This is a genomic window from Pseudomonas frederiksbergensis, assembly GCF_001874645.1.
GTDB classification, from domain to species: domain Bacteria; phylum Pseudomonadota; class Gammaproteobacteria; order Pseudomonadales; family Pseudomonadaceae; genus Aquipseudomonas; species Aquipseudomonas frederiksbergensis_B.
The window spans coordinates 5,279,204-5,304,835 of the sequence record NZ_CP017886.1; the positions used below are offsets into that span (position 1 = coordinate 5,279,204).

The 25,632-nt window shown below is 57.2% G+C and carries 18 protein-coding genes and 1 pseudogene; 12 read left to right on the forward strand and 7 right to left on the reverse strand.

The window, feature by feature from the left end; genetic code table 11:
* Positions 1-169 precede the first annotated feature (169 nt).
* The 5 genes from BLL42_RS25390 (at position 170) to BLL42_RS25410 (ending at position 10,376) form a co-directional block, all read left to right on the forward strand.
* Positions 170-5,032 carry an AAA domain-containing protein gene (locus BLL42_RS25390; protein ID WP_071555265.1) on the forward strand — a complete coding sequence of 1,621 codons (4,863 nt, stop codon included), beginning with the start codon at positions 170-172 and terminating at the stop codon, positions 5,030-5,032.
* Positions 5,025-6,593: a hypothetical protein gene (locus BLL42_RS25395; protein ID WP_071555267.1), complete on the forward strand. Its 1,569-nt coding sequence runs from the start codon at positions 5,025-5,027 to the stop codon at positions 6,591-6,593. The genes BLL42_RS25390 and BLL42_RS25395 overlap by 8 nt, the downstream gene beginning before the upstream one ends.
* Positions 6,594-6,658: 65 nt before the next feature.
* Positions 6,659-7,621 (forward strand): IS481 family transposase, encoded by a 963-nt coding sequence (locus BLL42_RS25400; RefSeq protein WP_081427366.1) that lies wholly within the window; start codon positions 6,659-6,661, stop codon positions 7,619-7,621.
* A 1,632-nt stretch (positions 7,622-9,253) separates the two neighbouring features.
* Positions 9,254-9,466: a DUF3079 domain-containing protein gene (locus BLL42_RS25405; protein WP_071555271.1), complete on the forward strand. Its 213-nt coding sequence runs from the start codon at positions 9,254-9,256 to the stop codon at positions 9,464-9,466.
* Positions 9,467-9,647: 181 nt separating this feature from the next.
* Entirely contained in the window at positions 9,648-10,376 is a 729-nt protein-coding gene (locus BLL42_RS25410) for a tRNA (adenine(22)-N(1))-methyltransferase (protein WP_330220778.1), read from the forward strand.
* Here the strand turns inward: BLL42_RS25410 and BLL42_RS25415 are convergent.
* The 5 genes from BLL42_RS25415 to BLL42_RS25435 all read right to left on the reverse strand — a co-directional run bounded on the left by BLL42_RS25415 (position 10,369) and on the right by BLL42_RS25435 (position 14,564).
* Positions 10,369-11,043, reverse strand: a complete 675-nt coding sequence (locus BLL42_RS25415) for a DUF3313 domain-containing protein (protein ID WP_071555275.1) — start codon at positions 11,041-11,043, stop codon at positions 10,369-10,371. The genes BLL42_RS25410 and BLL42_RS25415 overlap by 8 nt on opposite strands.
* Positions 11,044-11,497: 454 nt before the next feature.
* Positions 11,498-11,926, reverse strand: coding sequence for an N-acetyltransferase (locus BLL42_RS25420; RefSeq protein WP_071555277.1), 429 nt, complete (start codon positions 11,924-11,926; stop codon positions 11,498-11,500).
* A gap of 195 nt (positions 11,927-12,121) precedes the next feature.
* Positions 12,122-12,664 carry a DinB family protein gene (locus tag BLL42_RS25425; protein WP_071555278.1) on the reverse strand — a complete coding sequence of 181 codons (543 nt, stop codon included), beginning with the start codon at positions 12,662-12,664 and terminating at the stop codon, positions 12,122-12,124.
* Positions 12,665-12,745: 81 nt separating this feature from the next.
* On the reverse strand, positions 12,746-12,931 hold the full coding sequence (locus tag BLL42_RS30815) for a DUF3761 domain-containing protein (RefSeq protein ID WP_081427367.1): 186 nt from the start codon (positions 12,929-12,931) through the stop codon (positions 12,746-12,748).
* Positions 12,876-14,564, reverse strand: coding sequence for an FAD-binding protein (locus tag BLL42_RS25435; protein ID WP_071555280.1), 1,689 nt, complete (start codon positions 14,562-14,564; stop codon positions 12,876-12,878). The genes BLL42_RS30815 and BLL42_RS25435 overlap by 56 nt, the downstream gene beginning before the upstream one ends.
* 887 nt (positions 14,565-15,451) lie before the next feature.
* Here BLL42_RS25435 and BLL42_RS25440 point away from each other — a divergent pair.
* From BLL42_RS25440 to BLL42_RS25460, 5 genes and pseudogenes are all read left to right on the forward strand, one after another.
* On the forward strand, positions 15,452-16,096 hold the full coding sequence (locus BLL42_RS25440) for a hydrolase (RefSeq protein ID WP_071555282.1): 645 nt from the start codon (positions 15,452-15,454) through the stop codon (positions 16,094-16,096).
* 106 nt (positions 16,097-16,202) lie between these two features.
* The gene (locus BLL42_RS25445; protein ID WP_071555283.1) at positions 16,203-16,676 is read left to right on the forward strand and encodes a DoxX family protein; all 474 of its coding nucleotides are present in this window, start codon (positions 16,203-16,205) and stop codon (positions 16,674-16,676) included.
* Positions 16,677-16,809: 133 nt separating this feature from the next.
* Positions 16,810-17,047 (forward strand): annotated as a pseudogene (locus tag BLL42_RS25450) (MFS transporter); the annotation flags it as partial.
* A 127-nt stretch (positions 17,048-17,174) separates the two neighbouring features.
* Positions 17,175-17,825: a DsbA family oxidoreductase gene (locus BLL42_RS25455; RefSeq protein WP_071555287.1), complete on the forward strand. Its 651-nt coding sequence runs from the start codon at positions 17,175-17,177 to the stop codon at positions 17,823-17,825.
* Positions 17,822-18,961: an FAD binding domain-containing protein gene (locus BLL42_RS25460; protein WP_071555289.1), complete on the forward strand. Its 1,140-nt coding sequence runs from the start codon at positions 17,822-17,824 to the stop codon at positions 18,959-18,961. The genes BLL42_RS25455 and BLL42_RS25460 overlap by 4 nt, the downstream gene beginning before the upstream one ends.
* Before the next feature lie 47 nt (positions 18,962-19,008).
* On the opposite strand, the gene BLL42_RS25465 is transcribed toward BLL42_RS25460, so the two are convergent.
* Positions 19,009-19,731, reverse strand: coding sequence for a pirin family protein (locus tag BLL42_RS25465; RefSeq protein ID WP_071555291.1), 723 nt, complete (start codon positions 19,729-19,731; stop codon positions 19,009-19,011).
* 223 nt (positions 19,732-19,954) lie between these two features.
* Between BLL42_RS25465 and BLL42_RS25470 the strand changes: the two genes are divergently transcribed.
* Together BLL42_RS25470 and BLL42_RS25475 are read left to right on the forward strand one after the other, a co-directional pair.
* Positions 19,955-20,905 (forward strand): GlxA family transcriptional regulator, encoded by a 951-nt coding sequence (locus BLL42_RS25470; protein ID WP_071555293.1) that lies wholly within the window; start codon positions 19,955-19,957, stop codon positions 20,903-20,905.
* Between the two features lie 185 nt (positions 20,906-21,090).
* Positions 21,091-22,587 carry an ATP-binding protein gene (locus BLL42_RS25475; protein WP_071555295.1) on the forward strand — a complete coding sequence of 499 codons (1,497 nt, stop codon included), beginning with the start codon at positions 21,091-21,093 and terminating at the stop codon, positions 22,585-22,587.
* On the opposite strand, the gene BLL42_RS25480 is transcribed toward BLL42_RS25475, so the two are convergent.
* A complete protein-coding gene (locus BLL42_RS25480) occupies positions 22,534-25,329 on the reverse strand; it encodes an ATP-binding protein (RefSeq protein WP_071555297.1) in 2,796 nt (931 codons plus the stop codon). The genes BLL42_RS25475 and BLL42_RS25480 overlap by 54 nt on opposite strands.
* Positions 25,330-25,632 lie beyond the last annotated feature (303 nt).

The window sequence follows — 25,632 nt, forward strand, 5'->3', positions numbered from 1 at the left end:
GTGACCAGTCGCCCGGCGCGTGTGGGATCACTGAGTGTGCAAAAGGAGCAGTTAGGCTGTCCGCCGATTGCTTAAGTATTTTCGAGTTCGTGATGGCACAATTCGAGAGTCGGGTGAACCGTCCAATGTAGACGGCTGGCGAATAAATCAGGATAGGGAGATCTCAACTTTGCGCATCAACTATCTCAGCCCCAAGGGTGTCCTGGAGGTCGAGCATGCCGCCTTGCGCGAGCTCGAAGCGAAGTTACCCCGCGAATGGGGTGCGTACGCAGCATTTCGGTTGGTAACGCGAGGCTCCAAGCAGCCGCTGGATATTGATCTGCTGCTGCTGACAACCAATCGAATCCTCGTGGTCGAGTTGAAGAACTGGTCCGGCGACATCTCGTATTCGTCCGGTCAGTGGCTCCATCGCGGCGATCCCATGCCCTCACCGGTCGATACCACAGACAATAAAGCCCGCGCCTTAAGGCAGTTCATTCAGGCGAAGAATTCCTCCCTGAAGCTGCCCTTCATTGAGTCGCTGGTGGTGCTGTGCCACCCCAAGTGCCGGTTAATCAACTTCCCGGACGAGCAGCGCCGCTTCGTTGCAATGCTCCCGGACTTCGTGCATGCGGCCTCCGACGCGACACGCTACAACAAACGCTTCCCCGACATCCCGCCGACGTGGAGCTATCGGTCCGCGGACCCCTTGCCGCAGCGGCAGCAGTACAACGCCATCTTTTCCACTTCCAACCCGGCGGTGCTCAAACGTCGCACCGTGCTGCATGGCTTTGAGCAGATCGATGACCAGGCTGACTACATCCATCCCCGAAAAATCTGGTCGGAGTTCTTGGCTGAGCACCAAGAGAGCCGAAGCTCAAAAGCGTTGCTGCGAAAGTGGAATTTCGAAGAGCTCGCCGGCGGCGGCACGTCTACCGTCGAGCGACAGACCATCGGCCTTCGCGAGCTGCGCTTGAACGAGACGCTGCGCGTCCAAGCACCCGAGCTGCATGAAGACCTGCTAGAACCGATCGGGTCCGCGACGGCAGACGACATCACCACCAACTTCGTCGAGGCGTACCGTCTTCCCACTGGCATTGCGCGTCTCTCCGAGCACCTAGACCGCAACAGCAACAACGAGCAAGACCGGCGCTTGCTGGCAAAAAGTATCCTGGCACGCTTCTCGAAACTACACGCATTGGGAATTGCTCATCGCGACATTACCAAACGCACGCTGTGGGTGCTCGAACCGGCCCGTGTGATCCTATCGACGTTCGCTGCCGCACGCGTCCCGCAAGCCCAGACCGTAGGCGTTCATCGCCTCGAGCTAGAGACCGGATCCATCGAACTGCCGGAGGATGAAGGCGTCGCTGCGCAGGCTCGTTCTGCTGATCCCTTCGCTCGCGACATGTTCCTGCTGGGGGTACTAGTCTATGAGATGCTGGAGGGCCACGAACTAGAGCGTCTCGACAATGTGCCGGTCTACGACGACACAGTCACTCTCGGCGTACCAGCGCTGGCACCTTGGTACGCCAAAGCTATGGACCTGGATCCTAAAACGCGATACCGCAACGCTTCCGAGGCACTCGACGCGTTGAATGCTTGTTTGGCCGTCGATGCTGGGCCGGACGTCTGCGCCGAAGACTTCGAGGGCTACGAGACCGATGCCAGCCCGATTACCCTCACGCCTAAGCAAATGATCTTGTCTACGCCTTCCAAGATGGTTTATGAGTCAGAGCAGAACGGTGACCGAGTACTGGTCAAGTGCTGGCCACAGCTCAAGTACGACCCGAAGTATCTAGCGCGCAATCTAAGGTTGCTTGCGTTCCTCCAGCAAGCTAGGTCCATGCGACAGTCAGGGTTCGACGCCGCCCCAGAAGTTTTGGATTTTGGCTTGAGCATGTTTGGCCTGATGCTCGTTACGCGATGGACTGAGGGTCAGACGCTCACCGATTGGCTGGCAAGTAACCCAGAGGGGCGTCATCGCGCGCTCGTCGCGCACGCTGTGCTCAACGCTGTGCAGCGCCTCCACATCTTGGGACTGTCCCACGGCGACGTAAAAGCGGACAACATCATCGTTTCGCAGACGGCAGAGGCGCAGCTGCCACAGATCGTGTTGGTGGACATTCCAGACCTAAGCGCCGATGGTGATGAAGGAGTAACGCTTGGTACGGTGCCGCCGGCTCTGGAGAGCGCATCCCCGCTTTACCGTGACGCGTTTGCCGTGTGTACGCTTGTACTGACACTGTTGCCTGAGGATTTCGCGGGCACGCGAAACGACGTGAATCGAGCCATCGAGCTAGTGGATACACTGCCGCCGCTAGACCTGCTGGCCGAGACACTGCAGGACGAACTTCACCCGAAACAGCGCTCAATCTCGACTTTCCAGGCAGTCTTAAGGCCTCGCGGCCGCAGTGATACTTCGTCGTTGGACCTGGTCTCCAACAATGGCGAGTACTCGGTGCGCGCGACCCGGCATACCGAGACTGGACACGTTCGATTCAACGTCGTAGGGATGCGGCAAGAACTTTACATCAAGTACGACCCGGAAGAGGACGCTGTACTTGACTGCGCAGTTAAGGAAATCGACCACATCGAGTTCGTCAGCGCCCACCGGCGCAAGATGTTCTCGCTAAATGGTGAGATTCATGTCTCCTTTGCGGAAGAGGTTAACGTCGCATTGCTGGCCGATTGGTTGTACCAGCTCTACTGCGCGAACGTTCCGGATGATCTGGAAGGTAACGAAGCAGTCGCTCTCGGTGCCGACCCTTACGCCCGTCAGTCCGAGCGTGCACCCTATCAAAGGGTATCGGCAACAGCACTCTGGACCGCACTATCCGACACCGATGAAATGAACGTCACTAAGATCACGGTGCGGAATGGGGCGAAGCAATTCTCGCCGGATAGCGACGAGTGGCTCATCCCCTTCGACTGCGAGGGGGGCGTGCTCGATTTCTCTGAGGGCGAAGAAATCGAACTACTGGAGCGCGGCGTGGACGCTACTGACGGCAGCGAGCGCTGGTTTACTGTTGGCTGGGTCTCACCCGACCTCGGACGCGACGTGATGCGAGTGCGTGCCAAAAACATGCGGTTCTCGCCGAAAACGGGAGACGTCATGCACGTGCGCGGTACCTTCGAAAAGGTGGCGTCTGAACGGCGGGTCGCGGCGATGAAGCGGGTACTTGCGGGCGGTGGCCTCATACCTTCGCTTGTTGACTACTTCGATCCAGACACTGAGCGAATGCCGAAGCGCAATGTCGCGGTTGATCTGGGTGACCTCAGCAACTACGACCTTAACTCCTCCCAGGAAGAGGCCTTGCGGATCGCTCTGTCTTATGGCCCGGTTTCACTGTTGCAGGGACCGCCAGGAACAGGGAAGACCAAGTTCATCGCGTCGTTTGTACACCTGCTGCTGTCGCGAGGGCTGGCTCATAACATCTTGCTGGTCAGCCAATCGCATGAGGCCGTGAACAATGTCATGGACAAGGTGGCGGGTTCGCTGCGTGCGTCGAGTATGGATGTGCCCATGGTGCGCGTCGGTCTGCAATCGATGGTTTCGCCCGGACTCCGTAATGTCCAAGAGGATTCGTTACGTCAGCGCTACCGCGAGAGCTTTGACGCGGAAAGCATGGATCGTGTCCGAGCGGTGGGCGTGGCCATGGGGCTTCCGGAAGGCTACGTGCGTTCCGCGACGAAGCTTCACATCACACTGGGCCCGTTGCTCCAAAGTATTGACCGCCTCATATGCACCATAGACGAGGCCGATGGTAAGGACCCCTCGGCTAAGGAGCATCTGCGGCGGCTCAGGCAAGTGTTCGTCGAGGTCGCGGAGCGCCAGTTCGGCATCCACGCATCGACCAGCGACGACGCAGCCAATTTACGCGATCTGCTGGGCCAGAAACTTGAATCCTTGGCTCACCAGCACGGTTCGCCGAGCCCGGCTAAGTGCGCTCGCCTGGAACAGATTGCTCTCCTTTCTACGGAATTCTCCCAGGTGCTACGTAGCCCGCGCTCTAACTACACCGCGTTTCTCGCTCGCAGCTCCAGCATTGTGGCGGGCACCTGCGTAGGCGTTGGAAAGCAGGCGCTGGGTATTACGGAAGTTCCTTACGACTGGGTAATCGTCGACGAGGCCGCGCGGGCATCGCCAATGGAGCTCGTCGTCGCGATGCAGGCGGGAAAGCGCGTGCTACTGGTGGGCGATCACCTACAATTGCCGCCTTCGTACCCCCGCGCTGTTGAGGACCAAGCGTCGGCCCTACTGGGAATGCCGCGCAAGGACTTCCGGCGGATGAACAATTTCCAACGTGCGTTCTCATCGAATTACGGCCAGTCGGTGGGAAGAACATTGCGTGTGCAGTACCGTATGGCGGAGCACATCAACCGACTCGTGTCGCATTGCTTCTACGGAGATGCACTTGAGGTTGGACGTACTCCTCCGGGAGCAGAGTACGAGAAGCTGCCAGCATTCCTCGCCTCGCAGGTAGTGTGGGTCGACACCCAAGATCAGGGACGCGAGGCCTTCCACCGCTCGGCTGGCACCCATGAAGGTGCGCTCATGAACGAGCAGGAAGCCTTGGCCGTCGTGGAAGTGATTCGGGCAATCCTTACGTCTGCTAGGTTCCTGGAACAGGTTCAGAAGAAGGACGGTGACCATGAGCCCATCATCGGGGTCATCGCCATGTACTCCGCTCAGCGGGACCTAATCCGAAATAAGCTCGAGCAGGCTGAATGGGCGTCCGGGCTTCGTCACTGCTTCTCAGTCGGTACAGTGGACAGCTACCAAGGCAAGGAAAACCGCATCATCATACTCTCGGTGGTGCGCAACGACACCAGCGAGAACATTGGCTTTTTGAGCGATCCGGAGCGCATCAACGTGGCCATGTCTCGATCGAAGGACCGACTGGTGATCGTCAGTTCCTCCTCGATGTGGCGGACTCGGGCGGCCACGCCGATGAAAAGCGTGCTCGATGAAGTCGAACGCCTCGCAGAGAGACACCTGGCCCTGTTTGTGCCATCCAAGGAACTGAAGCGGAGCCTGTCCAATGCGTGAGCGTTTCAATACCATCGCAGTTGCGATTCCTGCGCAGCTTTTCAACGTACGCTGTCATGTCTCCGTCGACCGTCAGGTGCCAGTCATGACGGACTTCGCGGTGCGCTTACTGCACCTGAGCGGTCCCTTGGAGGTCGGCGCACTACGGGAGTACTTCGGCCTCTCCGCGGGCGAGGTACGGAATCTGCTTGAACTCTTACGAGAAGAAGGCCTCGTCGGCGAGATCAACGGCCGTATCTCGTTGACCTCCTATGCCGAATCGCGCTTCGCGGGGTCATCAGACGGAATGCCGCGTTTCACAAGAATCGCCGAGCGGCAAAGCCGCCCCGTCTTTGAGCTATTGAGTTACACGCCACTGCCCAAGGCGCTATCGAGCAGCTACTGGGACAACGCTTTGGAACTGAAGTGGAACACCGACGATCCCGCTGTAGGCAAAACCATTGATAGGGCGGAGGCAGCGTTTCACAAACACTTCCACGACATCGAACGCTTCGAACAGGAAGATGAAAACCGGCGGGCTTACGCTTGCTACAAAGTGGACGAGATCCGCGCCGGGCGCCCATTCAGTGTGCCACTTCCTGTCCACTTCGAAGTCGATGTCGAGGGCAACGTCGCGTTTGAAATCGACACCCAGCTTGAACTTCTTCCTGAGTCTCTGCGCTCGCAGGTGCGGACCCTGACATCCGACCGGATCGCCGCCCTCTCAACCCGGACCAACCACCTGCGTGCCTTCATCGAGCTCTTCGACGATGAGCTGCTCACGCGGTATCTGCTGACACCGCCGATCAGTGGGGAGAGGAGCGTATTGATTAAGCCCAATGGGCAAATGGGCCTGCGCAAAGACCAAGTAATCGACTTCGGGCGGTATGTACACGATGTGCATGGACAGGTGAACGGCGAAGTGTACGACGCCGGGAAGAGCCAGGCGCTTCTTGGCGCTCCCTATATGCCAAAATGCCGGTCGCGCCTTTTGAATGGGCTGAGTAAGGCGCTCGCGGCATTCAAGAGGACGACGAACACCGAGCGGCCAGCGGCCATCTTCTGGGTGATCCCGGACTCCGAACTATGGGGGCGCACTAGCCTGGTTCGTGACCTCATCGACGATATCCAGGCCGAGCTCAAGGAGGGCTTGGGTACAACGCTGGAAGTCGTCGCCATTGCGCCCTGTCGCCAAGACGAGAACAGGGATGGGCTCGTCAAGCGTGCACGCCATCTGCTCGATGCGGGTTTCAGCCGTGTGTTCCTAGGAACATACCAGCCCAAGCAGGAATGCTTCGAAATTTTACTGATCCCAGGGTTCTTCGGCGCGGCAACATACCAATGGGTGGTGCCGAGTGCCGACCGGTACAATGTGCCCTTGGGGTTTGTGACTCAGTCTGAAGCGAAGCTGCGAAAGATGGTGGAATTTACTCGGGCTGCCTTGGCGTCGTCGCTCTACGGCTCAGGTCGGGGAAGCGGTAGCACACCTGAAGGGCGCAAGCTCTGGTTCAACGACGCCGACGTAAGTGATTTCTCTTTCCTTGATCGCTATGTCACTTCCCCACGATCCCTTGCTGACTGACCTGCTAGGTGTTCAGTCCCGGAAAGTCATGGTGCATCCTTAACCCCTCAAAAGGAGGATGCATTTTGGAAGGACGTATCCATGGCTCAGCCCGAACGACGCCGCGAATTAGAGCCGAGCTCCAAGCGTCGCAAGAGTCGAATCGAAAGCTTGCCACTCGCTACAGATTGAACGTGAAAACTGTTGCCAAGTGGCGAGCTCGCTCAACAACCCAAGACTCACGAATGGGGCCTGCCAAGCCCAGTAGTGCCTGCCTCACTGTGTCGGAAGAGGCAATGGTGGTCGACTTCCGTCGTCGCACGATGCTGCCATTGGACGACATGCTGGGACATCTTCACGAGAGCCTTCCCCAACTGAGTCGCAGCGCCCTGCACCGTTGCCTAGTTCGTCATGGCATCAGCCGACGGGCCAGCAGCACCAACGAAACCAAGCGCGGAAAGTTTTCACCGGTTGAGATGGGGTATCTGCACATCGATAGTTCCGAGCTACGCCTGGAGCATGGTAAACGGCATCTGTTCGTCGCTATCGATCGAGTCACCAAATTCACCTATGTGGCTTTTTTCGATGCGGCGACGAAACGTAATGGCGCAGCTTTTTTGCGGGAAGTCGTTGATGCCTTTCCGTACAAAATTCATACGGTGCTGACTGATAACGGAGCTGCGTTTACTGAGCAGCCCAGGTACCGAAGCGGGGCTACTCACCGTTTCGGCGGGCATATCTTTGATCGTGTCTGCCATGAGCACGGTATCAAGCACCGACTGACCAAGCCCTACCACCCGTGGACTAACGGCCAAGTCGAGCGCATGAATCGCACGATAAAAGAGGCCACGATCAAGGCTTTTCACTATCCGGATTGGGGCGCACTGAAAGCCCATACACTGGCCTTTATTGCGGCCTACAACTTTGCCAGACATCTGAAGGCGCTGAGATGGCGAACGCCCTTCAGGGTGATCTGCGAAGCCTGGACTCTGACTCCAGAGCGCTTCAAGATTAATCCGCACCACCTCATTCCGGGACCACACACCTAGTATTTCTATCAAGTCAGCCAATGTCTCAGGGGAGGAACATTCGAATTCTGCTTTAAGGTATTCGTCGTACGTATCAGTTACATCCGCTCCACGGCGGTGGTACATCAACGTTAAAAGGTTATCAGCCATGGGCGTTGCAAGAATTAACTTTTCTGTTGCGACATGAAATACGCGTTCGGTTCTTTCGAAGTGATCATTAACCGCTTGTAGTTTCAGCGTCACCTTATGGTTCAGAAGGCGCATCGATGGTTTGACTTCGAACCATCCGGTGGTGCCGTCTATAAAGCTGACACACACGTCCGGAATGTACTTTGTTTCCAAGCTGCCTATGGACAGTACCTCCAATGACGGCTGGACTTCGTACTTGAGAACATCTGGGGAAAGCTCCAACAGCCGCAGGAAACTAGCTTCCAGTTGAGATTCCCAGGCAATAGGAAGCCCGTTCTTGCGGGATGGGTGATATCCCCTGAAGTGATTAGATCTTCGTGTTACGACTTTTCGTACTGGTATCTGTAACTCCCTCACGAGCGAGCGACTGCACAATGCTCGACAGGTGCATTGGACTAGAGGCTTTCGAAGGGCAACACTTCCCCGTCGAGTGGCCTCGCTGAAATCGAAGTTATGGGAGGGGGTTGACAGGCGACGAAAAAAAGGAAGAAACTACTGGCACCACACCAGTAGTAGCTTTTTGTTTCGTCGCGGTCTTAACCCCTCAAGGTTGGCCGCGTTTTACATTCTGGAACCTCCTCTTCTATTAAAGCCAGGTAGTGAGTCTAAGACTCATTTCTGGTTTTTTTTCGTTTAGATGACGAACGGCTTTGCGATCTCCAGCACGGCTAGAGTCTCGAACTGACAATCCTTTACACGTAGTAGTAAAGCTCCTCACCTTTCGGTGACGGGATAACGCGTAAGCATAAACACTGTGCATACCTTTCGGTGGATAACATGTAAGTGTAATGCAGGCGCATGCCTTTAAAAGTGCTAACACGTAACTGTACTTTTTCTTCCTGACAACATATGAGCATAAGCACCTGCGCGCCGAAATAGGTCGGCGCGCCGATAGGGTTGGATCTTAAAACATAGAAAAACGCGCTGGCAATGCCTTTCTTTAAGTGAAGCCCGTTTATTTTCTTCGCGGCGAGGTTGTTTATAAGTAACTGTTACTAATTTTTTATTGTGTTTTTTTGTTATGTGAATGTGCAGTGCGTAATGTGCAGTGCGTAGTGTGCATTGCGCATTCATGGTTACCGTTGATTTAAGTTTCGCGTTTTGTCGTAGATGGATATTTAGCAGATGTAGAGCATTGCTCAAGTTTCCCTGGCGGCAGCGAATAGACGTGGTCGTTCGCGCGATTTCCGGCACCAACCAGATTTAAAATTTCTACATAAAACAGTTGGTTAATGAAAAAAATGGATCATTTATTTGCCATTTTTCTCATTTTTTTTGAAAACCTACAGTCACGTTTGCGAAATCGCCGGGCGCGTTCGATGCTGTGGGTCATCTGTGCTGCCGCTTGAGCGGTCAAGGGATGCTGGGTAAAACCGGGTCTGGGGGAAACTTGATATGCATCAAGGCTGGCTTTGGGCAGGGGCTGTAGGTTGGGAGAACGCCTCTCAATGATCGGAGATCGGTATGGCCAAGAACTTCCCCGTCAACCCTAAACACCCCGATCGGATCTGTTGGGGTTGCGACCGGTATTGCCCGGCGAAGTCCTTGGCTTGCGGCAATGGTTCCGACCGTACGATGCATCCGGCCGAGATGTTTGGAGAGGATTGGCCTCAGCCTGTCGATTGGGGCATTGAGACGCTCATCACGACAGACAAGGCGCCGGATGACGGCGGGTAGGCTTTGGACCTTGACGTATCAGTCCACGCTCGGATTGCCCTGTCTTCCTCAGGGCACGCCGACAGGGATGTCAATCACATAACCCGCGCAAGCGCTTTACCCTGCTTCCCTCACCAAGCATTATGGGCCGCTCGCACTCATGTCAAAGGTGCCGGACATTCGTGGTGAAAAGGAACTGCAGTTGAACGAACAGACATTGTCCATGCGCCTGGAGCGCGTGGCGGCGCATATGCCAGCAGGTGCGCGCCTGGCCGATATCGGCTCGGATCACGGCTACCTGCCGGTGGCGTTGATGCGCCGTGGCGCCATCGCGGCGGCGGTGGCCGGCGAGGTGGCATTGACGCCGTTCCGCTCGGCCGAACGCACCGTGCGCGAGAACGGCCTGGACCAGCGGATCACCGTGCGCCTGGCCAATGGCCTGGCGGCGATCGAGCCGGGAGACGGGATCACGGCGATCAGCATCTGCGGCATGGGCGGCGAGACGATTCGCGACATCCTCGACAGCGGCAAGGCGCGTCTGAGCGGTCAGGAGCGCCTGATCCTGCAGCCCAACGGCGGCGAGCAGCCACTGCGCCAATGGCTGATGGAAAATGGCTACCGCATCCTCTGCGAGGAAGTGCTGCGGGAAAACCGCTTCGACTATGAAATCATCGTCGCCGAGCGCGCCGGGCCGGTGATGTACACCGCCGAGGAGCTGTACTTCGGCCCGCTGCAGATGCAGGTACGCAGCCCGGCGTTCCTGGTCAAGTGGCAGCGCAAGCTGCGCCAGAAACAGCAGACCCTGACCCACTTCGCCCGGGCGGGGCAGGCCGTGCCCGAGGAAAAAGTGCAAGACATCGCCCGGCAGGCCCGGTGGATCACCGAGCTGCTGGCTGTGGATTCAACCGGGCGACACTTCATTGCTATTTGATGAATGCCTGCATATCGCTGTTCAGCTTCTTGATCGCCGCTTTGAAATCGTTGGCGGTAACCTGTTGGCTTGCATTTTTCAGTTGTTCACCGAAGACCTTGCGCACCACTTTAGCCACGGTCTGGCCGTTGCTCGCGTCGATCATCTCGGCCTCGATGTACAACTCGGTCTCTTGATCGCGGTGGCCGGTGGCTGCCTGAGTCGCGCCTATCGCGGCCGCGACCGGAACCACTTCGTACCATTTCATGCCTTCGTTGGACGCGCTGACCCCGGTAATCGCGGCGCGTACGATCAGGACTTGAGAACCGGCAGGGGCCGATTGAAGGTTCGGTACCACGCGGTACTTTTGGCTCAGTACACTCTTGGCATTGTCTGTCATGTAGGTTTGCAGTTGGTCCAGGGTCTGACGGTTGACCCGTTCATTGGGCTGTGGCGTCGGGTACAGCTCCAGTCGCTTGAAGGCCACCGTGTCATAGGCGTTCGGGTTCCAGGACGGAGTCACCCAACGCATGGCCTTCTCGCCGCTGGAGGTGGTGACTTCCTGCAGGTTGTTGTAGTTGGGAAGAAACCCTGAGTACTGTTCCTTCTCCGTGACTCTTGAGGTGCAGCCGCCGAGCAGCAGGCTGGTCAAGGCAATACCAACAAGCAATTTTTTGGACAGACTCATATTGTGTACTCCATGGGTTAAGACGTTCTATTCGGTTGCAGGGCGTCAGAAACGCCAGGTTGCCGGTCACGGCTTGAATCCAGGCGTTATCGAACTGCCCGGATGTGGCCGCTTTCTGTCTGTCGCTACTGACTGGTTTGGGGCAGCTGCCGTCCTTCTTGATCGGGCCGGGGACGGTCAGAGGGGGTCACTAGCACTGTCGATTAACTCCAGGCTGAGCACGGCGGAACCGCATGGAGTCGACGGCAGTGATAGGGGGTAGGGCTAAACCTGCACGCTAGATTCCTTATGAGGGGGCCTGCATAGAGTGCCCCGTGTCCTTTGCTGGAAGATGTCCAGCTTATTTCGATACAGTAAAAATGTTACTCAATTGAAATGCAGGGTCTGAAGAGTTTCTGGCAGGCAGGAAAACCTATGGCCGGAACCGCCGCGCTCCGCAAGAAGTTTCAGTCATTCAACATTCGGTGGTGCGCATTAGGTACTCCGGGTGCCCGGTTTGTTCATCGGTCTGCTCGCACGTCACAACAAAACCTTGTGATAAATAAAACGCACAGCTGGCGGTGTTGCTTTTGTAAACCCCAAGAGTCAATTCAGTTCGCAGGGCTTTGGCATGAGCAAGCAGCTGTTTGCCGAAACCCTTGGCCTGAAACTCAGGAGCAATGAACAGAGCGGCAAGTTGATTTTCATGCAGCGAGCAGAAGCCCACCACTCTTGATTCCTGCTCAATAACGTAGGTCTCCGAAGCCGGGATGTATAGGCTTCGCATATTCTCGACTTGTGAATGCCAGAAAGAGGCGTCAATAAAGTCATGGGCGACCAGTGATGCTTTTAACCAGATGTCCAGCACGGCTTCTACGTCGCGTGCTTCAAATGCTCTGATCATGTTTAGTTCGATATCCGTTATGTCTCATGCCACGCTCAAGCCAGCAGCTTGCCAGTACGAGAGCCCAAGAGCGTTGACCTCCATCATACGCCGCCGAGAGGCATAATTCTGACGCACCAAAACCTGGGCACAGCTCCGAGGCTTCAGGAGTTTGTACGGGCAAGAAAAAGCCCAGTCTAGTGCTGGGCGTTTTTGCTAGGTGTGGGACTCGGATGGAATGAGAACGACCAGATCTGTATCGCCTACGTCGATACCCGCTTGTGAAAGCAAGGTAGTAACTTGTCCGCGGTGATGGGTCTGATGGTTGAAAAAATGCATGACCAGGCTATAAAAGTTCTTATCAGCGGGTACGCCTTTCATGCTGGTGTAATTGAGGGTGTGGTCTAAATCGGGCTCTGTAATGGAACGAGCCCATTCGATGATTATCCGATCGAGCTCTTCCCGGTGCACTGAGAGCTCTCGAAGGTTAGAGAATAATAATTGATCGAGGTTTTTCGGATCAGGACGCTGTCGAATTGGCTCCAGAGCCAAGTAATTCGCGGGGTGCTTGGCGAATCGCTTTAGCCAGACTGCATCTCCGGCTGCTACGTGGTTCAGAGTCCCGAGAATAGAACCAAAGAACGCTTTCCTGTCCGTTGAGAGCTCTTCATCGGGCAGGCTTCTGGCCGCCTCATAAACCTGTGCGTTCATCCACTCGTTATAGGTCGCCATCAGGCAGATATGGCGGGTGCGGCTCATCGTGTTCATCCTTTGAGTGAATATGTGATAAGCGATCTATGCTCATCTCGAAGCCCCATGCTAGAGCAGGGTTTTTCGTATCTAAAGCCACGCCATCACGCCACCCTGTCGTGAGCGCGCACCGCGTCGATGCTGGCTAAAACTGTAGGTGTTGTCGCGACACTTGGCGGTTGCGCTCTTCTGGTGGCAGCCTCTAGGGCGAGCGTGTTTTTTATTGTCTTTTCCTGTCTCGTGCCAGCGGAATCGACATCTGGTGTCTGAAAAGATTTTTAGGGTCTACCTGGTTTTTCAAGAGAATTAACTCCTCTACCAATCCCCTGTTTCCATAGTAAAGCTCAAGCCAACTGTCGTTAGGTACGCCGTTTACTAATAACATGTCTACGTCTGGATAGTTTATGTAGCAACCTTCATATCGACCATCGACGCCAGGTCGTTTATTAGGTTGGCTTGCGTAGACGTCTTCGTAAATTTTACTGATCCATGCGAGTTGAACGTTATCTTGTGCAGGGTCGGTCCAGTACGTTTGATACTGAGACTTCAATAAGGATTTGCGCTGCGGTACGGCAGTATCCCCTTGACCAAGGCTATTGATTTTTCCACCGTAAGAGTCAATCTGAACTAGCGATTGACTGAAGGTCCCGTCTGTAGAGGGAACGCTGAGGTTATCGTAAAACGCATCACACTCAACGTCGGTAAAATCGTCCACTTGGTAGGCGGATTTGTATTTGCCTCTTTGGTTGTTGCCGGATGCATTAATCATCTGGGTGATGTAAAACCAGTCCATAAGAAGCCCTGGCGAAGCTTTGGTTATAGTACTGCCAGCCATGCTATGAGGCCTTGGGGCGATGTTTGGTAATACGAAACCGTCATACAGTTTGCCGTGGCCTGGCGCTGCGCTGTTTATCGCGGAGAGAAAATTGTTAAATGGAGCATCTCGCTCATGATCACCCACCATGCCATCACGTCCTGTGTATTGGATGGCCAGAATAACTTTAGGGTTGGAGTCGATGTGATTAAGTTTCAGCAGAGTGAAGAGCCCCCCGTTTGCTGTTGACAAAATATTGGAGGTGGCGTTCGAGTCGTTTTTGGCGAACCAGGCGTAGTAGCCGCGCAAGAATTTTCTAAAGCTGATTTTGTCGAAGTCCGACCATTCCCAAGAGAGCGTTGTCCAGTAAGCTTTTTGTGGGGCCTCGGGTAGATCATTGAAGTAGTATCGAATGATGATGCCAAAATTGCCGCCACCCGCACCGCAGCAAGCCTTGAAAAGCTCGCGATGTGTTTTAAGTTTTGAGTTTGGGCTGACGTGGACAGGGACCAACATCTTTTCGCTATTGGCTGGGTCTGGGATTAAAATATCCACTCCAGTCACCCAGTCGACGGTCAAACCCTGAAGGCGGGACAGTAAACCGTATCCGCCGCCGCTAATGTGACCGCCGACCCCGACGGAGTAGCATGAGCCGCCAGGTATTGTCTTGCCACTTTGTTTATACATTGCCACATAGCCGTCCCAGTTCTGATTGCCTGTGAAAGCGGCGTATTTATACTGTGTGGGTTTGTGGCTGTCATGCTCATATAAAGGCTGAATTTCGCCATCAGCGTCATGAGAAAAACCTTTGAGTTCGCCCACGTCAATAATGGCTAAATTTTCGTTGTTTAACTGATTTGATACAAAACCTTCATAGCAATGTGCTCCGCTCCTAACGGTGATCCGAAAGTCTTGCGATAGCGCTTCATTCGCAGCGTCCAGCACTTCCTCTGGTGTTTTGCATACGTAGATTCGCTTAGCGCCCGTTCCGGTGCTTGGGGGCCAGCGGAGATTGAAACCTTTCTGTAGGGTTGAAAATGTCTTGCTGTCTTCAGTTATTGTAATGAAGTCCGAACTACCCTTTGTTGTTTTCATGGACGTACGCTTCCTTGCAGAAAAATTGTGCGCTCATGCTTTGCGCAAATGCCCTGAAATCTTCTCGCCCCAACGGCGTTGAAATGCATGCTTCGTTGGGAGTCATCTCACCTTAGTCGACATTTTCAGGCTGTCCATGTCTCCAGTGTGTGAATTAACGTTATGTTGCTCCTGTGTTTATATTTAGGATGGTTATAGATGATTGCCGGATTTGGTAGTGGCAGATAATGGCAGGATGTACTACATATCCGTCTCTCTGGAGCGGGGCGGTTCGACAGGCTCAAGCGCCAGTTGAATTTTATGGATGTGAATTTTTCGCGATGCTTTTAGTGAAGGTGGTTGTGTTGGTTAGTAGCGGCTAGGGGCGCAGTGTCATCTTTCGATTGTTTTGGGCGGCGGAGTCGACTGAATACCCAAGAGAGGTCTGTGAGCAGGCCTTGGCACCTGTGCGGCAAGACCAGGTGGAGGTGGCCTATTTTCGCGGGGATTTGTTTGAGAAACGTCAAGCCATGGTGTCGGATTGGGCCGTATTCGTGACTCAGTCTTCCGACGAATAAATCGCTTCATGTCTCCTCTCATGCATCGAAAGAATGCATGCCACCACATTATGTTGCCTTGAGGGGCCGCTCCTGGCCGATGTCTGCCTGTTACGACTGAACTGTTTGGGGCGTTACCTTCCATAAAAGCACGCATGCATTTGATCCGGTCCAAGATTGTCCCTATTTTGGAAATAATGATTATGGGTTTTAGGTGATTGTTTCTGTTTTATCCAGAGCCTACATTAGGTTCCAAGCCGGTAGCGCACCGCCTCCAACGAGAGTACGCACCGAGCCTTGCAGTCAATCGAACTCATTCATCCTGAACACCGACATCAAAAGGAACACGCCATGTCTATCCGTGAATTGCTCAACCCAACCAACTCCGCTCTGATCCTGATCGACCACCAGCCGCAAATGTCGTTCGGCGTGCAATCGATCGACCGTCAAACCTTGAAGAACAACACCGTTGCGCTGGCCAAAGCCGCGAAGATTTTCAACGTGCCGACCATTTTGACGTCGGTCGAAACCGAAAGCTTCAGCGGCTACATCTGGCCGGAATTGCTCAGTGTGTTTCCGGATCAGCAGCCCATCGAGCGCTCCTCGATGAACGCTTGGGAAGATAAAAAGCTGGTGGAGGCGGTGAAGGCCACCGGTCGCAAGAAGCTGATCATGGCCGCACTGTGGACTGAGGTGTGCTTGACCTTCCCGGCACTGGAAGCGCTGGCCGAAGGCTACGAGGTGTACATCGTCACCGACGCATCGGGTGGGACCACCAAAGAAGCTCACGACATGTCGGTGCAGCGGATGATTCAGGCCGGTGCGGTGCCGGTGACCTGGCAGCAAGTGTTGCTTGAGTACCAGCGTGACTGGGCGCACAAAGAGACTTACGACGCAGTGATGGGCCTGGTACTGGAACACAGTGGTGCTTACGGCATGGGCGTGGATTACGCCTACACCATGGTGCACAAGGCGCCGCAACGTCAGGTCAAGTGAGCCGCAAAAAAAACAGAGGCTCAACGGCGCAGTTCGCTGCGCCGTCACAGCCAAGGGCTATCGTGAGAGAGGCCTTCACGCCACGGATTTTTCAGAGAGTCAGGCCATGATCTCCACCTCCACGTTTTCCAGTAACACACCGGCCGATTGGGCCTTGCTCTGGCTGCGGATCACGGGCGCAGCCTTGTTGCTCTGCGTCCACGGTCTGCCCAAGCTGCTGAACTTCCAGCATGAACTGGGCCTGATCGAAGATCCCTTTGGGCTTGGAGCGCATTTGACGTTGATGCTGGCGATATTCGCCGAAGTGTTTTGCCCGCTGCTGATTGCGTTTGGGGTGCTGACGCGACTGGCCAGTTTGCCGATCCTTTTCCTGCTGTTGGTTTCACTGGTGCTGGTGCACCCGGAGTGGAGCCTGGGCGAAGGGCAGTTTGCCTGGTTGCTGGTGATTGTATTCGGAGCGTTGTTGATCGGCGGCGCAGGGCGACTCGCTTTGGGCGAGCGTTTGACGCGTCGTTATGTATTCATGTCTCGGGTGACCCGTCTGTTTGCAAAATGGCTGCAGCCGAGATCCGGCTCATGAGCGAGACCATCGACAATCACGTCACAACACCCGTCCGTTCAACCTGGAGCTCTTAGCGCCATGGCATTTTCTGCGGTTTGTGGCTAGCCAGTATCGCGTCGAATATCGGTACCTGGATGCATGAGGTCGGGGATGGTCGTCCCTGCCCCCAGAATTGGTTCCCGGTGACGAGTTGCCGGCGGCGATTGCCTTGAGCAGTGTGGGCACCAATGTGGCACGTGCAGTGGGCCCCGCCAGTGCCGGGATGTCGCTATTGCCATTGATTGTGCGGGGAGAGTTGCACGGCAGTGCCGCGCAATGTGCTGCTCGGTTGCGTTGGAATTGGGGCGGTACTGGGTGCGATGTTTTTGCCGTGGTTGCGTCGTCACCTTCCGGTCGAACATGGTCGAGTCGCTGATCGTTGCCTGCGGCGCAATGCAACGTTGCGCCACCGCGGGATTCTCTGAGTCAGTGTGCAGGCCTAACGTGAAGGCCTGAACACCTTCAACGGAGACCACCATGAAACGCCAAGCATCCCTCACAGATATTCAAGTGACCTATGATTTCATCTGCCCTTGGTGCTGGATTGGCGGTGAAAATCTGGATCGTGCTCTGGCCGTTACTGGCCTGTCAGCCACTCGCCGCATCACTTATGTCCCTTATCAGCTCAACCCGAACATGCCGGCGCAAGGAATGGATCGCAAGACCTACCGCTCGGGCAAGTTCGGCAGTTGGGCGCGCAGCCAGGCCATGGATGCACAGGTCACCCAGGCCGGCCGCGCGGTGGGCCTGGTCTTTGACTACGAGCGCGCTGAGAAAACCCCGAACACACTCGCGGCGCACCGGTTGATCTGGCGTCAACAGCAGATCGGCACGGATGCGTCCGGACTGGTGAAGGCGATTTTCAAGGCCTATTTCGCCGAAGGGCGTGACATCGGGGACGTTGACGTGTTGGTCGACATCGCAGGCGAAAACGGCCTTGATCGCGACTTGACCCTGAGTTTCCTGAAGTCCAGTGAAGGCATCTCTGAGGTACTGGCTCTGGAAGCGGCGGCCAAAGCCCGCGATGTGCATTCGGTCCCCCACTTGCGGATGGGGTCAGACGTTATCAGTGGTGCCCAGCCGGTGGATGTGATCAGCCAGAGCCTGCTCGCGGGAGAACGTTCATGAGCCTTGCAAACGCACCCAAGGCCCTGGTGATCGGCGGCTCCCTCGGCGGCTTGTTTGCCGCCACGGCACTGCGGGCCATTGGTTGGCAGGTCGAGGTGTACGAGCGCTCCCCTGCGGCGATGGATAGCCGCGGCGGTGGCATTGTGTTGCAACCGGATGTCCTCCAACACCTGCGCTTTAGCGGAATAAAACCGGCCAAGGCATTAGGTGTGCGCTCCCATGACCGGCTCTACCTCGATCGCCTGGGCGCGGTGCTCAGTCAACAACCGATGCCGCAGACCCAGACCTCCTGGAACACCCTCTACAACACGCTGCTCGCCGGGTTTCCGGCCGAGTCCTACCACCGTGGCATGAAGCTGGTCAGTTTCGCCCAGCACAACGGCCGGGTAACCGCTCGGTTTGAAGATGGCAGCAGCGCCGAGGGCGATTTGCTGATCGGTGCCGACGGGGCTGGTTCGACCGTGCGCAGCCTGTTGTTGCCGGGCATGGGGCCGTCGTATTCGGGCTATGTGGTCTGGCGCGGGTTGGTCGAGGAACCGCGCCTTCCCGAGTTCGCCAAGGCGCAGATCTACGAGGACTTCGTGTTTCAGCATGACCCCGAGTCGATGATGCTGGAGTACATGGTGCCGGGAATCGATGGATCGGTAACTCCTGGTGAGCGTCGCTTCAACTGGCTCTGGTACCTGAAAGCGGAGCAAGGGCCGCAACTGGACAAGGTGCTGACTGACCGCGACGGTCATCGACGCAGCCACTCCATTCCTCCGGGTGCACTGGCGGTAGAACAAGAGGCGTGGATTCGCGCCAAGGGCGAAGCGTTGGCCAATCCGGCCTTTCGCGAGCTGATTCGTCAGACCGACGATATTTTCGTCCAGGCGATCCTCGATTTCAGCGTGCCGCGCATGGTGTTCGACCGCGTGCTACTGACGGGTGACGCCGCTTTCGTACCGCGCCCGCACACTGCCGGCAGCACGGCCAAGGCAGCGTCCAATGCTCTGGCGCTGGCCCAGGCCCTCGATGGAAAAACCGACCTGGATGCTGCGCTGCATGCTTGGCAGCACCAACAGCTTGACGAAGGCGGGCGCATGGGCGAGTGGGGCGTGCGGATGGGTAACCGGATTATGGGCATAGCCCAATAACCTCTACATGAAGCCCAGGGGCGTTGAAGCCCCCGGGTCCACTAAGGTCATGGCATTTCAGGCAGTTCCTGAGGCCGCAAATCGAACACCAGCACCTCGGCATCCACGCCGTTGCTCAAGGTCAGCGCCTGCTCATCCCGGACCCGCACGCCGTCGCCTTCCTGCAACTGCACACCGTTTAGCTCGACACTGCCCCGGGCCACATGCACATAGGCGTAGCGATTGGCAGCCAGCTCCAGGGTAGCGTTTTCCTTGCCGTCGATCAGGCCGGAGTAAACCCGGGCATCCTGACGCACCCGCAGCGAACCGTTGGCCCCATCGGGGGAGATGATCAGTTGCAAGCGACCGCGTTTCTTTTGCGTACTGAAGTGCTCTTGCTGATAGCGCGGTTTGGCGCCGCTGACCTCCGGCACGATCCAGATTTGCAGGAAGTGCACCGGCCGGGTCGCCGAGTGGTTGTATTCACTGTGTGCCACTCCGCTGCCGGCGCTCATCAGTTGCACGTCACCGGTGCGGATCACCGAACCGGTGCCCAGGGTGTCCTTGTGTTCCAAGGCGCCTTCGAGCACATAGGAGAAAATCTCCATGTCCCGATGAGGGTGCTGGCCGAAACCTTTGCCGGCTGCGACCCGGTCGTCGTTGATCACCAGCAGGTCAGAAAAACCCTGCTCCCGCGGATTGCGGTAGTTGGCGAAGGAAAAGGTATGGAACGACTTCAACCAACCATGATTGGCCGCGCCGCGATCAGAGGCTTTACGAAGGGTCAACATGATGAAATCTCCTGTGGGGACGAGAGTTCGTCCGAGTGAGGAGAAGGTTAATGTTTACCGGTTTGTGCAATAAGTAGGTGAAAGTTGAAATACTGTCTCACTCAGGTTGACAGTTTTGTGCGGAAAATCACGTATTTTTATCCGACGATCACGCCACACTTGGCCATACTGTTCGGTGTCGACGTGACGCGTCTTTTTCTTTGATATCAGTGATTTCCAACCCATGAAAACCGTGGCAATGGTGCTGTTTCCAGACTTTCTTCTGCTCGACATGGCGGGGCCTATTGAGGTGTTTTCAATCGCCAATCGTTATCTGGAACCGGGCGAGCACTATCAACTGTTGATGCTTGGTACTGAGCACGGCGCGCTGCGTGCTTCCAATGGCGTCAGCGTGCAGGCCGATCTGCATATCGATCAGGCGCGTGACGGTTATGACCTGCTGTTGGTGCCGGGTGGCCCGGGGGCGTACAACGAAAAACATCCGTCGCTGCTTGCCTGGCTTCAGGGTGCCGTCGGCCGGTCGACCTGTTATGGCTCGATCTGCACGGGCGCTTTCGTGCTGGGGCATGCCGGTTTGCTGGACGGTTATCGTGTGACGACCCACTGGCATTACACGGAGCGGTTGATCAAGGGCTTCCCCTTGGCAACGGTCGAGACCGACCAGATTTACGTTCAGGACCGCAACCTGATGACCTCCGGCGGTGTCACCGCGGGCATCGACCTGGCACTGGCGGTGGTCGCTCAGGATCACGGCAAGAAAGTCGCCCAGGACGTGGCCAAGGTGTTGCTGGTGGTCATGAAGCGCCAGGGCGGACAGGCGCAGTTCAGTCCGCTGATGGCTGCGGTGGCGCCCCATGAAACCCCGGTCACCCGGGTGCAGAAGCGGGTGCTCGAACACCTTGATGAAGCCTTCAGCGTCGAACGCATGGCCAGCCTGGCGAACATGAGTGCGCGGCACTTCGCCCGAATGTTCACTCGTGAGGTGAACATGACGCCCATGGAGTTTTTGCAAAGCGCGCGGATCGACTGCGCCAGGAATCTGCTGGAAACCAGCGACTTGCCGCTCAAGACCGTGGCCTACAAAAGTGGTTTCGGCAGCGTGCGGCACATGCGTTTTCTGTTCAGTGAAAAGCTCGGCCTGACCCCCTCCCAGTACCGCGAACAGTTCAGCTAGAGCGTTCTTGTCCGTTCCATGCACCGCGATGGCTGTCACGCTCCTCCCGTGGTGGTTGTACCGTCACCCACGCCTGCCAAGATACCGGTGAACTTTTGCAATGGAGGTGCGGGAGCCTGGGCGAACTCGCGCAACGGATGATGCAGTACGTTGGGCCGGGCCAGGTTTTCAGCACGTGAGTGTGCATGAACAGCCTCAGCGATTTAAACAGCGATGCGGTGCTGCGGTTTGGCCCGTACGTGTTCCACTTGCAGCAACGGCTGATCTTGGACGGTGATCGGCCGTTGCGCATGGGTGGGCGAGCCCTGGATATCCTCCGGGTGCTGGTCGAGCGCGCCGGCAACGTGGTCAGCAAGGGCGAATTGATCGCTCGCGTCTGGCCGACCTCGGTAGTCGAGGAAATCAACCTGCGTGTTCATATAGCGGCCCTGCGTCGGGCCCTCGGCGACGGCCGGAGCGGGCAACGCTACATCGTCAACATTCCGCTGCGTGGTTATTGTTTCATCGCCCCGGTGCAGCGCGAGTTGGACGGTGCGCTTGTCTCGATCGAGACCGTTCAGAAGCACCAGCACAACCTGCCTGTACGGCTCACGCCGGTCACCGGTCGAGACTCGGTGGTCGGCAGTCTGGTCCGGCAGTTGCCGGTTCGCCGGTTCATGACGCTGGTCGGTCCGGCGGGGATCGGCAAGACCACGGTCGCGTTGCGCGTGGCCGAATTGCTGTTGCAGCACTATCGCGACGGTGTCTGGGTCATTGACTTTGCGGCAATCGAAGAACCGGCGCAGGTCGTTGATCATCTGATTCACACCCTTGAACTGGACATTGGTGTGGATGCGTTGGCACCACGGCATGCCTTGCTGGTGCTCGACAATTGCGAGCATCTGCTCGAACGCTGTCGAACAATGGTGGAGGCGCTGTTGGTGTCGGCGCCACGGCTGTCTATCCTGGCCACCAGCCGTGAACCGCTGCAGGCGTTGGGGGAAACAGTGCAGCGTTTACCGGCCCTTTCGGTGCCTCCGGCTTCGTCGTTGCACAGTGTGGCCGAGGTCATGGGCTATTCGGCGGTACAGCTGTTTGTCAGCCGCGTTCGAGCCCGCCAGCAAGGGTTTGCCCTGCGTGAGCAGGACCTCAAAGCCGTGCGCGAAATCTGCCGTCGGCTCGATGGTTTGCCGTTGGCCATCGAACTGGCGGCGGCGCAGATCGATGCGCTGGCGCTGGTGGGGCTGCAAGCCCAGTTGGACAACTGCTTTCAACTGCTGACCCAGGGGCGGCGCACCGCCGCTCCACGGCATCAGACCCTGAAATCCGCGTTGGACTGGAGCTATCAGCGGCTGAGCCCGCTGGAGCAAACCGTGTTGCAGGGGCTGGCGGTGTTCAAAATGGCCTTTACTCTGGACGCGGCCATCGGCGTCATCAGCTGTGAGGTGCTGCGGCCCACCCGTCTGGTGGAGGTGATGGAGCGACTGGCGCGCAAATCGCTGCTGTCGGTTGAGCAGGGCAATGGCATGACACGTTACCGCTTTCTCAATACCACCCGCACCTACGCGCTGGAGAAGCTTGAACGCAGTGGGCTGCTGCGGGTGTTTGAAATGCGTTATGCCCGCTACATCAGCAGGGCCCGCTGGGGTTCAGGCGGGAAGGTGTCGCTGCAGATCGTCGAGCAATTGATGGACGTTGGTTAGGTCCGGCGTGGCAAAGCCTTCGGTGAACCGGGCGTAGATCGGTTGAAGAAGGTCATGGGCTTGCTGGAAGTGGCCCTGACGCTGCCAAAGCTGTGCCAGTGAGGTGGCGCTGCGCAGTTCCCAGGCTAATGCGCCTTGGGCCTTTGCCACGTTCAATGCCTTGAGCAGAACAGTCTCGGCCGCGCCCGGACAATTGTCTGACAGCAAGGCGTCAGCCCTGGCACGAAGGATTTCCGCCGTGCTCCAGCCCGCCGTGCCGGTTTCGGCGCGTTCCAGCAAGGCGTCATCGATGAAACCGCTATCCAGGGTGACCATGATTTCCTTGATAAGTCCGGTAGCGGGTTGCGAGGTCGGGTGCGCATCGGCGCTGTCGATAACCTGCGCATAGTGCCGGGCCCACGTGTAGAACAGCAGCACCGAGTGCTTCTGTGCTTGCTCCAGCAGCAGGCGCAAGAGCTCGCGGGCGGTCCGAGTGTCGCCGTTGTAGTGGGCAATCAGGCAGCCGGACAGTGCCAGGGTGTAGCAGATGGAGGTGCCGTGGTTGATCTGGATCGCGATGTCCAGGGCCTGGCGAGCGGTGTACCAGGCTTTTTCCGGGTGGCCTTGCAGCCAGAGGATCCGCGCCAGAATCGTCAGGGCGGCGACGCTCTGGTCGTACTGCACGCCAAAGCCACGGGTGAAGCGATTGAGGTGCCCGCTCTGGGCCATTCGCTGGATGACCAGCTCGGCGTTTTCCCGGGCCAGCCGCTGATCTCCGGCAAAGTGCAGGGCCAGCACTCGCAAGCGGTGGGTGCTGAGGGACAGCACCGCATTACCATGCGACCCTAATCGATCGAATTGCAGGCTTTGCTCCAAAGCCATTTGATAGTTGCCGCAACAGAGGTTGACCGCCATATGCCCGGACACCGCCCTGAGCTGACCGGCCACATCATCGCAGCGTTCGGCCAGGATTCTGGCGGTCACGAAGGCTTCGACAGTTTCGGCGGTGCCACCCTGGGCGTGGTAGCAGGAGCTGCCAAGGGCGAGCTTGAGGGCCATGGTCAAACGAGGGCACGGCTCCGGTGCTGCATCAAGCAGTGCCAGAGCCTTGCGCACATACACGCCGTGTTCCTCGAGCAGCGACAGCTCCTGCCACAGCGGCGCGGAGGCCGCGGCCAAGCGGATCGCCAGCACCTGCGGGCCATGGGCATTCAAGCCCCAGTCGAGAGCCGCACGGATGTCTTCCAGACCTCGGGCGTAACGCTCGATCCATAGGCCGGACGGGGTTTGCTCCCAGTCATTCTGAGCCTGATGCATCAAGGCCAGGCAACGTTCGGCGTGACGCTCGCGGGTATCCGGCAGTTCAGCGGCCTGGTCGAGTTTTTCCAGGGCATAGCTGCGGGTGGTGTCCAGCAGGCGATAAAACACCTCTTCGTCCCCCACTTCCACGTTCAGCAATGACTTGGCCACCAGTTGCGTGATTGAGGCAAACACGGCGCTGGGCTCGATGTGTTCGCCAACGATCACCGCCGCCGCTGATTCAAGGGTGAAGCCGCCCCTGAAGACACCCAGTCGGCGCAGGCAGGTCTGCTCGCACGGGCCGAGCAGCGCGAAGCTCCAGTCCAGCGTCGCGCGCAGGGTCTGATGACGGCCCAATGTGGTTTGGTAGCCCTTTGCTAGCAGGCGAAAGCTGCCCTGAAGTTGCTCCAGCAGTCCGCTCAGACCAAGGTTGCCCACTTGCGCGGCCGCCAGTTCGATGGCCAATGGAATACCGTCCAGACGGCGGCAAATCTCAATCGTCAGGGGCAACTCTTCATTGATCAGTTCGAAACTGTCGTGGCTGGCCATTGCCCGCTCGACGAACAACTGCAAGGCCGAAAAGGTCAAGGCCTGGGTGCGATCCAACACAGCGATGGGCGGCGGGCAGTCCAGCGATTCGAGGCGCTGAACGGACTCACCTTCGGCCCGCAAACTCTCGCGACTGGTGGCCAGAATATGCACCTGTGGGGCGCCGCGCAGGATGCTTTCGCAGAGCAGTGCGACGCTGTCGATCAGGTGTTCGCAGTTGTCGATGACCAGCAGCATTTGCCGCTCGCGCAGGAAGGTTGCCAGGCAACTCATGGGTTCGGCGTTGTGCAAGGACAGATCGAGCAGCGTTGCCAGGTGAGTGGTGATCATTGCGGGGTCGTTGATCGGCGCCAGATCCAGCAGGCGAATGCCGTCTCGATAGCGGCCGATCAATTGCTCGGCGACACAAAGGGCAACGGTGGTCTTGCCGATGCCGCCAGGGCCTATCAGAGTTATGAAGCGCTGCTGCACCAGTTGCCCTACCAGGCTGTCAACCAGGGCCTGGCGACCGATCATCCGGGTTCGACGGATCGGCAGGTTATGGTCACACGGGCCGTCTGAATCACTTTCCGGAGGGTGTTCGACGGGCTCCAGGGAGTACGGCGCGACAAAGCTGTAACCGCGCTGAGCGACGGTGATGATGTAGCGCTGGCCAGCCTGACCGTCGCCGAGGGCTTTACGCAGTGCGGCCATATGCACCCGCAGGTTGATGTCTTCCACCACACTTTTGGGCCATACCCGAGCGATCAGTTGCTGCTTGCTGACCACATTTCCGGCGTGCTCCAGCAGGATCAACAGAATGTCCATGGAGCGCCGACCCAGGCGCAGGGGCTGGTCACCCTCCATGACCAGACGTTGTCCGGGGTAAATCCGGTAGGGGCCGAAATGCACAGCCTGCTCGGGGGAAAGGGTCAACGGGTCACTCCTGTTGCGTCTCTGATGGTCGTCACCCGTTGCACGTTGGCGGGGAGGGTGGATCAGGGGCAGGTGTTATGTCTGACCCCCGTCTGTCACGCGGTATCCGAGCATGTTCCTCAGGTTTTTTCGTCAACGCAATGTGCTGACGGGTTGACCTGCACCGGGTCGCCTTCCCGTTACCGTCGACAGGCTCCGTATTTATTGGGCTTGTAGCAGCGAATAGGGGCGTCGGGGCTTTTCGCGCACCGTTGAAAATTAACAACGTTTAACTCGTCCTGTGCCGGTCTACGCTCAAAAATC